Below are 10320 nucleotides of genomic sequence, written 5' to 3'. Positions count from 1 at the left end.
GGTCAACTGTCAATCTCCTTCAGAGGGGAAAACCGCCCTCTTTCGGACCTTGTCACTTGCTTGTCGTGGCAGAACAGTCGCCTTCGCTTTTCTTGGCTAGCTATGGCTCTTTGCCACTCGAGGTCAACTGTCAATCTCCTTCAGAGGGGAAAACCGCCCTCTTTCGGACCTTGTCACTTGCTTGTCGTGGCAGAACAGTCGCCTTCGCTTTTCTTGCGACGTAGATAATTCGCTGGCTGGTGTTGGTTGGGGGTTGGTTGGTGAAGTCTGCGCTTATTTGTTCGACTTGGAAACCAACTTTTTTTAACCACTTTTCGTAATTTTGAATGGGAAATGTTCTTTGTATATGAAGCTCATCAAATCTTTCATACCGCTGATCTTCCTCATTTAATACAAAAAAGGTTAGTTCATGTTCAACGGTATTCTCCACTTCCCCTTCAAAGCAATTCCAAATATATGAGATAGGATCATCATTAATAGTAAATGTCGAGCCGATAAAAATTTCTTGAATTTTATAGATAGAATGAACATCAAATAGGAGGAGTCCTCCTATTTTTAAATGTTCATACACCTTTGAAAAGGTTTTTAATACGTCTTGTTCTTCTCCAACATAATTTAATGAATCGCAAAAAATAGTCACACAGTCGAATTCTCCCAGCGCTTCTAACTCGCGCATATCCTGTTGAAAAAAAGGAATATGAAACCCCTGATTCACCGCTTTTTCTTGTGCAACCATTAACATATCTTCAGATAGGTCGACACCCGTTACTTCAAATCCTTCTTTTGCCAGCTGAACAGTAAATTCCCCAGTCCCGCAAGCGAGATCCAGAATCTTTTTCCCCGCAATGCCGTGTTTATTCATCTGTTCTTTTAATAATTCCATCCATTTACGATAAGGAACATCTTTCATTAGTTCATCATAAACGAATGCAAATTGCTCATAACTCATGATAACAGCTCACTTTGAATATCCTCTGTGGGTGCATCTCCCCATAAACGTTCTAGATTATAATATATACGCTCATCACGATGAAAAATATGTACAACTATATCTTCTAAATCCACTAGGATCCAGCGAGCCTCATTAAATCCTTCCATTCTTTTAATCGTATACCCCAATTTCTCTGCGCGCTCTTTTACTTCACGAGCGATTGCCTGTACTTGTTTATCTGAATTCCCATGACATATGACAAAATAATCGGCAATAAGCGAAATTCCTTGCATATTTAGTGCAATAATATTTTCTGCCCTCTTATCATCACAGGCTTTAGCTACTTCAACTACTAATTCTCGATTATTCATCTTGCTTTTGAAGCCTCCTTTAGTTGAAAAACTAGATCATTGTACGTATCAAATGTATCTGGATATATAGGCTGATTCTTTTTCATTAAAAATTGAACGGTATTTGAGATCGCTTTGATTAAGGCCATGTCCAGATTCGTTTTAGCTAATTCTCGAACTTCCTCTACTCCAGGAAAATGTCTCCCCGGTTCAATATAATCAGCCAAGTAGACAATTTTATCTAATAGGGTCATGTCAATTCTTCCTGAAGTATGATAGCGAATAGCATCCAAAATATCTAAATCACCCACTCCTACCTCTTTCTGAACTAAGTAGGCTCCTACTGGTGCATGCCATAATTCTGAGTGAAAGGAAAGCAATCGTTGATCCAATTTTTGTTCAATAATAATTGATTTCATTTCTTCTTTGGGGCGAAATTTGGCATAGTCATGAAAAATCGCAGCTAGTTCAGCTTTTTTTTCGTCTGCCCCATATCGTTTCGCTAACTGAATAGCCGTCTCCATCACTCCTAATGTATGCTCATAGCGATGTTCGGTAATTTGTTCTTTAACGATTTTTAGCGCTTCTTTTCGATCCATATAATTGTTTCTCCTTTATATAGGAAATGACCTTTTCCGGCAATAAATATTTGACTGTATAATCTTTACCTATTCTTTCACGAATAAGGGAAGAAGATAAATGAATTTCTGGAATATCTACAAGTAAAACTGGAAATGTAGTGATTGAAGAAAATTCAGGTCGGTTAACGCCTACGAAAGTAACCAAATCTAATAATTTATCGATCTTATACCATTTTGGCAAATACTCGATCATATCTCCCCCGATGATAAAATAAAATTCGGTTTTAGGTTCTCTTTCCTTCAAAAGTTTCATCGTTTCAAATGTAAACGATTTTCCCCCTCGATCCATTTCAATGGGTTCAATGTAAAATTGACCATGATCTTGTATTGCCAGCTTTACCATATTCATCCGATCGACATTTGTAACCCCCTGTGCAATTTCTTTATGGGGGGGTTCTTGATTGGGCATAAATCTCACTTCATCTAAATTTAATGCGTGAAGTACTTCGTTTGCGATCATTAAATGTCCTATGTGAGGAGGATTGAATGTGCCACCTAAAATTCCTACTTTTTTCTTCATTTTGGTAAATTGAACTGCTTATTTTCCTTTGATTCTTTGTATAAGACAATGGTGTTTCCTATGATTTGGACGAGCTCAGCCTTCGCCCCTTTACTTAATTCGTCTGCAACGATTCTCTTATCCTCATCACAATTTTGCAAAACACTTATTTTTATTAATTCTCTTGCCTCAAGGGCATCTGCTATTTGCTTAATCATATTATCATTCACTCCCCCTTTTCCAACTTGGAAAATAGGATCTAAATGATGAGCTTGTGCACGTAAAAAACGCTTTTGTTTACCTGTTAACATAAGTACCTCCTAATTGTTGATAGACTAGTTGTTCCATCTTGTGAGTGTCGGGAAAGATGCCTGTCCATTTTTCAAATGCTAATGCACCTTGGTACACGAACATTTTCATTCCATTTTGAATAATCGCCCCTTGTTGTTTCGCTTTCAATAAGAACTTTGTTTGAATGGGATTATATACAATATCTGATACAATCGTGTTCGGTTGAAGTTCATCTATCTTTAATGGTGATTCATCCGTTTTAGGAGACATTCCAATGGAAGTCGTCTGAATGATAATGGAATAATCTTTTAATCTTTTCTCTGCTTCTTGTAAGTTCATAACGTTTGTCACCGTTTCATATGGACAATCATTAGCAAGCTTTTGTGCCTTTTCGACCGTACGATTACAAAGATCAATCTGTTTTACTTTATGAGCAGCTAATGTGCAATAAATTCCTCGAGCTGCTCCTCCAGCTCCTATAATTAAAATAGGCTCATTTTGCAAATACTCTTTGCATTGTTCCTTTAAGGCTCGTACATACCCTTCCCCATCGGTATTAAAACCTACCCATCGGTTCTCAACTCTTACTACTGTATTTACAGCCCCTATCGCTTCCGCAAGAGGATCAATAGAGTCAAGCAAAGGAATGATCGAAGTTTTATGGGGGATCGTCACATTAAATCCTTGAACTCCAATTGCTTTCATCCCTTTTACCGCTTCTTCTAAATCTTCTGGCTTGACATGGAAAGGATGATAATACGCATCGATTCCAGCCTCTTTAAATGCAGCATTATGCATGGCAGGAGACATAGAATGGGCTATAGGGTCCCCGATTACACCAAATAATTGTTTCATTTCCCGAATCCCCCCATTTTTTAAATTTTTTTATAAAGTGAAACTTCATCCAGTGTGGGTTTTCTTCATCCCCCACTGAATGTTAGTTAAACTTATCGGACCTTTAGAGGCAGTGATCCTCCACCCATCTTCTTTGTTTCCAAATCGTGGAGGTTTTACTGCCCGTTAAGGCGAGATAAAACCTAATTCCGTACGAAAAGCAATATTTAAATTAATGATTTTCGTATAAAAACACTAACCCCTTTTGGAGCAAAGGCAGCCAGTATTGCCCCAGGTTCATTAATGGTCACCCATCCTAAACCAGAAAAAACAATATCTGTTTTTCCTTCTTTTATAGAAAATTCATGACGAACTAAAGAGGGGAATTCTGCTAATTGTTCCCTTCTTGGGGGTGCTAACATTTCTCCAATATGTTTTTCATAAAGATCATCGGCATTTTCTAACTTTGTACGATGAATATTCAGTTCATTTGATACATAACACGTAAAAGACCTTTTGCCGCCCGTTATATAATCAAATCTGGCCAAACCGCCGAAAAACAATGTTTGTCCTTCACTTAATTGAAATACTTTTGGCTTAATTTCCTTTTTAGGTGTAATGATCTTTAAATCTCGTTTATCAACAAAGTGAGCCATTTGGTGATGATTAATAATTCCTGGTGTGTCGATTAGAGCGGTATCATCATCAAAAGGAATCTCAATCATATCTAGAGTCGTACCTGGAAAATGTGAAGTTGTTATCACTTCCTTCTCCCCAGTTACTTCCTTAATAATTTGATTAATAAAAGTTGATTTTCCAACATTTGTACAACCAACTACATATACATCTTTTCCGTTTCGGTAGCTTTCAATCGCCTCTAACGCTTCCTTAATAAAATTTCCTTTAGATGCACTTACTAGCATGACATCAATCGGCTTTAAGCCAAGCTTCTTCGCCTCTTGTTTCATCCAATTTATTAACTTTGTATGCTTTACTGATTTCGGTAATAAATCCACTTTATTTCCAATTAATAATATTGGGTTCTTCCCTACAAAGCGATGTAATCCTGGTAACCAACTACCATTAAAGTCAAAAATGTCAACGATTTTCACAATAAGACTGTCTGTTTGTCCTAACGTATTTAAAATGTGTAGGAAATCATCATCTGTTAATGGAACATCCTGAACCTCATTATAATGTTTCAAACGAAAGCATCTTTGACAAATAATCTGTTCATTTTGAAGTGATGATGGCGGTGCATATCCAAGCCCATTTTTATTAGTTGTTTGGATCTCTACGCCACAGCCAATACACATAATATTTTCATTACTCACATTTAATCCTCCCACTGAATCATACCTCTGCGTTTAAAAAAGTTTAAGATCCCTCGTTCAACTTTCCGATTGATCCTTGTCCAAAATCCATCAGTTTGAGCAACAGGTGTTACTAAGATCGTATAAAACCCTGATCGATTTCCCCCTAATATATCAGTTAATAATTGATCCCCAATCACAACGGCTTCTTCCTTCTTAATCCCCATATCGCGAACTGCTTTTCGGAATGCTTTTCCCAATGGCTTACGCGCTCGGAAAATATATGGCAGGTTTAAAGGCTTAGAAAAAGAACTAACTCTTCCTTCATTGTTATTCGAGACAATGGTAATGAGAATACCGTGCTTAGCCATATATTCAAACCATTCTATCAGAGCCGGTGTAGCATCTGCACGATCCCATTCGACGAGTGTATTATCTAAATCTGTAATAATGGCTTTAATTCCTTTTTTAATTAGAACTTCTGGTTGAATATCCAGAATACTTTTGACATGTTCATTCGGTAAAAATTTCTTCAACAATCAAGACACCTCAATTACTCCAGCTATACTTCGTTTTATCATATCTAATTTTATCCATCGTTTCAAAAAAACTAAATAGCTGAGAAAAATAAAAAATGCAAAAAAGGACAAAAAATGATATTTTACATAGTTACCCAAAAAATTTTCGACAAATTTTCGTTAATTCCAACAGTTGTGGATAACCTTATGCACATTATCCCACCTTTAAACCAATGGTATTTACCATTTATAAACAACTTAACCACAACTTATCCACTTAATCTTGTGGATAAGAGAACGCTTGTTCCAGTTCATAATATTTGATATGGTAATAATACAACAACTGAACAAACTATATAATATGCCAGTTTCTTTTAAAAAAGAACGTTTCATTTGGAGGTGAAAGGCTAATGCGCAAATTATCTGATGAATTATTAATTGAATCTTATTTTAAAGCAAAAGAACTGAAATTAAGCCCGGAATTTATACGCCTCATTGAAACGGAACTAGATCGTCGGGCATTAGCACAAAAAATTAAAGCTTCATCATAAACTGAAAATTCATTATAATAGTAAGTCTAAATTTGGAGAATTATTTGATGGACTTAACATGCCTTAGACGAATGTATCTCTCTTTTCATTACTTCTCCATTTTAAAGGTCGATGATGATCTCCTAAATAGAACAACAACACCATCCCCCTTCTACTAAGGAAGGGGGATTCCTTTGTGTAATTTTCCAAGTAATTGACCCACTTTTACTTGCGTTGGGATGATAATATTTTCATCTTTTGAAAAGGTTCCTTCTTCAAATAAAAGAACAACAGTGGATCCGAAACTAAAATAGGCAACTTCTTCACCTTTCTGCCATACATTATTACTATGTATGCGCTCAATGGAATTAACAAACATTGCTCCAATTTTCGCTACGACTAGATGTCCATTAGGGGTTCTTAACTCTGTAATCGATCGATAATTCTTGGATAGTGGTTCCCTTCCATATTTAAGACCCCATTTATTAACCGGGTAAGAATGCACACCTAACTCCCATTGTTGAATCACCTCCGCGGTTATAGGACTATGGATACGATGGTAATTGGTTGGACTCAAATACAATACCATGTATGTTCCACCTATGTATTTCTCTGCTATATTTTCATCACCTAAAAGATCCACAATGGAGTACTCTTTCCCTTTCACCATCATTTTGTTTAGCAAAGTAATGGTACCGATTTCTTCAATTTCTGCATCCACTGGACTGATGACAGAATCTTCTCCCGTCATAATCGGTCTGCAACCTGGTTTTAATCTTCTTATAAAAAAATCATGGAGAGATCGATAATGGGCTAATGGATATTCCATCTCATTTTGATTGATTTTATACACTTTGGCAAATGATTTAATTAGCGGTCTACTTAGCGAAGATTGAGTAAAAATTTTCAAAAGATTGGAGGTCCATTTTTTATTTGTTAATTCTATAAATACTCGATATATGCTTTCTTTCAACTTTTCAAATCCCCCCTTTGAACGAATCAAGTATTCCCCTGCCATTGTACAGAATGTATCACATTAACGCATCTACTTTTTATAGGGTCCTAACAATTGATAAGAATCCTTAATTCTACATCATTTCTATTCAATGTAAAGGGGAATTTTTTCAAAAAAAATAATAAAATATATCTCTTTTATGATATAATATATTCTTGCAAAATTGTATTTTAAAATTAAGGGTATATTCCCTTCAATTCGAGGAGTGAGGGAATTTGTTTATTTCTCAAGTCGTTGATCATACGATTAAAAAAGTGAAAGCCCAAACAGCTAATGTATTAACTTTGGGAAACTTAACACTTGGCGCTTTCTCCATTATTATGGGGATTAAAGGTCAGTTCCATTTAAGTTTGCTATTAATATTTGTAGCTGCTTTAGCAGATCGTTTCGATGGTATGGTTGCCAGAAAGTTAAATATAGAATCTGAATTAGGCAGACAGCTAGATTCTATGTGTGATATTATTTCTTTCGGTGTAGCCCCTGCACTACTTCTTTACCAAGGTGTTCTTCATCAATTTGGCTTCCCTGGAATATTCTTCACTATATTCTTTATCGCTTGTGGAGCGTTTCGCTTGGCTAGATTTAACATTACTGAAAACAACGGATATTTTCAAGGTTTGCCGATTACGGCTGCTGGTTGTATTGCCACATTAAGTTATCTTGCCATTCCATTTATTCCAGCGCACTCATTTTTCTTTATCATCATTATATTATCTCTTCTCATGATTAGCTCATTCACACTAAAAAAGGTATAAGATCTGCTAGAGGACTTTCTCTTACACAGTCGAAAAAGTCGGGACCCTTCCCGGCTTTTTTCATGGAGTAAAAGGCATTTCAAACATTATTCCTATGGACATGCAAGGACAAGTTCCATCCCTCATATGTATTAGTTATAGGCAAATGTCCGAAAGGGGGATAATATGTTTGGAGTATTTACTGCCTTTTCATATTTTTTTAAAGAATTGGTCTTTCTCGTTTCATATGTAAAAAACAATGCGTTTCCCCAGCCACTATCATCGAGTGACGAAAAAAAGTATTTACAAAGAATGGCTGAAGGGGATGAAGAAGCACGAAATAAGTTAATCGAACATAATTTACGTCTTGTTGCTCATATTGTAAAGAAATTTGAAAATACAAACGAAGACCCTGAAGATCTAATCTCAATCGGAACGATCGGCCTGATAAAAGCGATTGAAAGCTATTCTGATGGAAAGGGAACAAAATTAGCCACATATGCAGCAAGATGTATCGAAAATGAAATATTAATGCACTTAAGAGCGTTAAAGAAAACAAAGAAGGATATCTCCTTACACGACCCGATCGGTCAGGATAAAGAAGGAAACGAAATTTCTTTAATTGATATTTTAAAATCAGATTCAGAAGATGTATTTGATACGATCCAATTAAGTATGGAACTTGAAAAAGTAATGAAATATCTAAGAATATTAGATGACAGAGAACAAGAGGTCATTATTGGCCGATTCGGCTTAAACATGAAAAAGGAAAAAACCCAAAGAGAAATTGCTAAAGAATTAGGAATCTCTCGAAGTTATGTTTCGCGGATTGAAAAACGAGCCCTAATGAAAATGTTCCACGAATTTTACCGTGAAGAAAAAGAGAAAAAAGGCAGACTTGATAAAGAATAGGCGTGTAGTTTCCTAAACAAAAATAAGGGCTGCTCATGGCAGCCCTTATTTTTGAATATCATTGAACAAAATCACGATTATATATTTTTTGGAATGAATCTCATTTACTCAATAGTAGCTGAAATGATCACACCTGTTGCAGTAGCCAAAAGTAATCCTAAAATCATCATCAACATTCAAATCACTCCTTTGTTACAATCCACCTATCTTAATAATAATTTATCACATTCATATTCGATTGTAATGTATTTTTAAGGAAATGTGAATTAAGTTTGAATGATTTGTGACAGTTAGAAGAATGTTCCAAGCTCTTGTAAAGCCACCGATGATGAACCTTCACCATGATTAAATATTTTAAACCCTTTCAATACTATTTAACAAAAATGGGGAAATGTCCATTTTCATGGCTTACCATTAGTATATCCGTATATTTTTTATTCATTCTCTTCAAATTGTTGAATCCTCTTTTTATACATGAATGAAGCTAGAAAGAAAATAACGGATAAAGCCAATAATAAGATATTTCCAATCATCAATATATATGTTTTTATATCTGTTCTTCCATCGATCGGAAGGACAACACCTAAATATAAGAACACACTTAGTGCAATCAATGTAAAAGCAAAACGTTTATAGTCTACCATCTTTTCTGTTAGCCTTTTTACCGTTTGAGTTTGATCCATATCGTTAGATTCACCTTGCTTCCTTCTAGCTTTCTTATTAACTACTTTAACATAAAAAAATAGGCAGGTTGCCCGTTAATTATCACCATTTATGGTTAAAAAGCGTTAGCGCCTCGTTCATAGGCGTACCGATTCCAAAACAATAAAAAAAGCCAGCCTACTGTAATAGGCTGTGCGTCGTTTATGAGTGTATTAGATGGCCAAATGGTTGACGATTTTCATAACCAAATTTGCTGAATTTAATGCTGCTTTTTCCAAATATTGTTCAAAGGAAATCCCCGATTCTTTTCCAGCTATATCCGAAAGGGAGCGAATAATCACAAATGGTTTTTGAAATTGATAGGAAACTTGGGCAATAGCTGCAGCCTCCATTTCCACAGCTTGAAGATCATGAAATTTCCCCTGAATAAAGGCTACGCGTTCAGGGTCACTCATAAAGGAATCCCCTGTGGCAATTAAGCCTTTCACAACTTGTACACCGTTTAGCTCAACCGCACATTGGGCGGCAATATCAACTAGACGTTCCTCAGCTTTAAATGCTGGTGGCATTTGTGGAACTTGTCCGTATTCATACCCAAATACCATGGCATCTACATCATGATGACGTACCTCGGTCGAAATGACAATATCCCCTACATTTAAATCCGGATGTAACCCTCCAGCTGAACCTGTGTTAATCACAACATCGGGATGAAAATGTTGTAATAAAATAGATGTTGTCATCGCTGCATTTACCTTTCCAATTCCAGAGCGCAGAAGGACAACATCTACTCCTCCCATCATTCCAGTTGTAAATTCGCTGTTTGCAATGGTTTCCACCTGTTTATTTTCAATATTTTCCCTCAAAATTGTCACTTCTTCTTCCATTGCTCCAATAATTGCAATCTTCATCTATAATACCTCCAAAAGTCTTATAACATCTTACCATGTATTTTATCATAACTTATTTACAATCAATTTTCCTACTTTTTTTAGTCAATCGAGTAGAGTGAACGAATCGGAATTTTGATTCGTTCGACCCTCTCACACCACCGTACGTACGGTTCCGTATACGGCGGTTCAATAATTT

General features: G+C 36.0%; 14 protein-coding genes. 3 read left to right on the top strand and 11 right to left on the bottom strand.

The features are described 5' to 3' along the window. Nucleotides 1–130 precede the first annotated feature (130 nt). The 8 genes from J2S13_RS15775 to J2S13_RS15740 form a co-directional block, all read right to left on the bottom strand. On the bottom strand, nucleotides 131–949 hold the full coding sequence (locus J2S13_RS15775; protein WP_307258800.1) for a class I SAM-dependent DNA methyltransferase: 819 nt from the start codon (nucleotides 947–949) through the stop codon (nucleotides 131–133). Then, nucleotides 946–1302, bottom strand: a complete 357-nt coding sequence (rsfS, locus tag J2S13_RS15770) for a ribosome silencing factor (RefSeq protein ID WP_307258799.1) — start codon at nucleotides 1300–1302, stop codon at nucleotides 946–948. Before rsfS ends, J2S13_RS15775 begins: the two co-directional genes overlap by 4 nt. Next, on the bottom strand, nucleotides 1299–1880 hold the full coding sequence (gene yqeK, locus J2S13_RS15765; RefSeq protein ID WP_307258798.1) for a bis(5'-nucleosyl)-tetraphosphatase (symmetrical) YqeK: 582 nt from the start codon (nucleotides 1878–1880) through the stop codon (nucleotides 1299–1301). The genes rsfS and yqeK overlap by 4 nt, the downstream gene beginning before the upstream one ends. After that, the gene (locus tag J2S13_RS15760; RefSeq protein ID WP_307258797.1) at nucleotides 1849–2442 is read right to left on the bottom strand and encodes a nicotinate-nucleotide adenylyltransferase; all 594 of its coding nucleotides are present in this window, start codon (nucleotides 2440–2442) and stop codon (nucleotides 1849–1851) included. The genes yqeK and J2S13_RS15760 overlap by 32 nt, the downstream gene beginning before the upstream one ends. Beyond that, nucleotides 2439–2732, bottom strand: coding sequence for a ribosome assembly RNA-binding protein YhbY (yhbY, locus tag J2S13_RS15755; protein WP_307258796.1), 294 nt, complete (start codon nucleotides 2730–2732; stop codon nucleotides 2439–2441). Before yhbY ends, J2S13_RS15760 begins: the two co-directional genes overlap by 4 nt. Beyond that, entirely contained in the window at nucleotides 2719–3567 is an 849-nt protein-coding gene (gene aroE / locus J2S13_RS15750) for a shikimate dehydrogenase (protein WP_307258795.1), read from the bottom strand. Before aroE ends, yhbY begins: the two co-directional genes overlap by 14 nt. Nucleotides 3568–3773: 206 nt before the next feature. Further along, entirely contained in the window at nucleotides 3774–4862 is a 1089-nt protein-coding gene (gene yqeH, locus J2S13_RS15745) for a ribosome biogenesis GTPase YqeH (RefSeq protein ID WP_370874050.1), read from the bottom strand. A 20-nt stretch (nucleotides 4863–4882) separates the two neighbouring features. Beyond that, entirely contained in the window at nucleotides 4883–5398 is a 516-nt protein-coding gene (locus tag J2S13_RS15740; RefSeq protein WP_307258793.1) for a YqeG family HAD IIIA-type phosphatase, read from the bottom strand. Between the two features lie 389 nt (nucleotides 5399–5787). Between J2S13_RS15740 and J2S13_RS15735 the strand changes: the two genes are divergently transcribed. Continuing rightward, the gene (locus tag J2S13_RS15735; protein ID WP_307258792.1) at nucleotides 5788–5928 is read left to right on the top strand and encodes a sporulation histidine kinase inhibitor Sda; all 141 of its coding nucleotides are present in this window, start codon (nucleotides 5788–5790) and stop codon (nucleotides 5926–5928) included. Between the two features lie 154 nt (nucleotides 5929–6082). Here J2S13_RS15735 and J2S13_RS15730 read toward each other — a convergent pair whose 3' ends face one another. Further along, on the bottom strand, nucleotides 6083–6880 hold the full coding sequence (locus J2S13_RS15730) for a phosphatidylserine decarboxylase (protein ID WP_307258791.1): 798 nt from the start codon (nucleotides 6878–6880) through the stop codon (nucleotides 6083–6085). Between the two features lie 257 nt (nucleotides 6881–7137). On the opposite strand from J2S13_RS15730, the gene pssA reads away from it, so the two are divergent. Together pssA and sigK are read left to right on the top strand one after the other, a co-directional pair. Beyond that, a complete protein-coding gene (pssA, locus tag J2S13_RS15725; protein WP_307258790.1) occupies nucleotides 7138–7677 on the top strand; it encodes a CDP-diacylglycerol--serine O-phosphatidyltransferase in 540 nt (179 codons plus the stop codon). Nucleotides 7678–7842: 165 nt separating this feature from the next. Further along, the gene (gene sigK, locus J2S13_RS15720) at nucleotides 7843–8568 is read left to right on the top strand and encodes an RNA polymerase sporulation sigma factor SigK (RefSeq protein ID WP_307258789.1); all 726 of its coding nucleotides are present in this window, start codon (nucleotides 7843–7845) and stop codon (nucleotides 8566–8568) included. Between the two features lie 434 nt (nucleotides 8569–9002). On the opposite strand, the gene J2S13_RS15715 is transcribed toward sigK, so the two are convergent. After that, nucleotides 9003–9251 carry a YrhC family protein gene (locus J2S13_RS15715; protein ID WP_307258788.1) on the bottom strand — a complete coding sequence of 83 codons (249 nt, stop codon included), beginning with the start codon at nucleotides 9249–9251 and terminating at the stop codon, nucleotides 9003–9005. Nucleotides 9252–9443: 192 nt separating this feature from the next. Further along, on the bottom strand, nucleotides 9444–10142 hold the full coding sequence (gene mtnN / locus J2S13_RS15710; RefSeq protein ID WP_307258787.1) for a 5'-methylthioadenosine/S-adenosylhomocysteine nucleosidase: 699 nt from the start codon (nucleotides 10140–10142) through the stop codon (nucleotides 9444–9446). Between the last annotated feature and the right edge of the window lie 178 nt (nucleotides 10143–10320).

The sequence above is a fragment of the Oikeobacillus pervagus genome, from assembly GCF_030813365.1.
GTDB lineage: Bacteria > Bacillota > Bacilli > Bacillales > DSM-23947 > Oikeobacillus > Oikeobacillus pervagus.
The sequence above is the reverse complement of the archived record's forward strand: the minus strand, read 5'-3'. Positions and strand labels throughout refer to the sequence as shown.

Bases quoted from the DNA above. Each gene is read 5' to 3' on its own strand.
- aroE (WP_307258795.1), bottom strand. From the start codon at position 3,567: ATGAAACAATTATTTGGTGTAATCGGGGACCCTATAGCCCATTCTATG.
- yhbY (WP_307258796.1), bottom strand. From the start codon at position 2,732: ATGTTAACAGGTAAACAAAAGCGTTTTTTACGTGCACAAGCTCATCAT.
- J2S13_RS15715 (WP_307258788.1), bottom strand. From the start codon at position 9,251: ATGGATCAAACTCAAACGGTAAAAAGGCTAACAGAAAAGATGGTAGAC.
- J2S13_RS15735 (WP_307258792.1), top strand. From the start codon at position 5,788: ATGCGCAAATTATCTGATGAATTATTAATTGAATCTTATTTTAAAGCA.
- J2S13_RS15760 (WP_307258797.1), bottom strand. From the start codon at position 2,442: ATGAAGAAAAAAGTAGGAATTTTAGGTGGCACATTCAATCCTCCTCAC.
- mtnN (WP_307258787.1), bottom strand. From the start codon at position 10,142: ATGAAGATTGCAATTATTGGAGCAATGGAAGAAGAAGTGACAATTTTG.
- rsfS (WP_307258799.1), bottom strand. From the start codon at position 1,302: ATGAATAATCGAGAATTAGTAGTTGAAGTAGCTAAAGCCTGTGATGAT.
- yqeH (WP_370874050.1), bottom strand. From the start codon at position 4,862: ATGTGTATTGGCTGTGGCGTAGAGATCCAAACAACTAATAAAAATGGG.
- J2S13_RS15775 (WP_307258800.1), bottom strand. From the start codon at position 949: ATGAGTTATGAGCAATTTGCATTCGTTTATGATGAACTAATGAAAGAT.
- yqeK (WP_307258798.1), bottom strand. From the start codon at position 1,880: ATGGATCGAAAAGAAGCGCTAAAAATCGTTAAAGAACAAATTACCGAA.
- sigK (WP_307258789.1), top strand. From the start codon at position 7,843: ATGTTTGGAGTATTTACTGCCTTTTCATATTTTTTTAAAGAATTGGTC.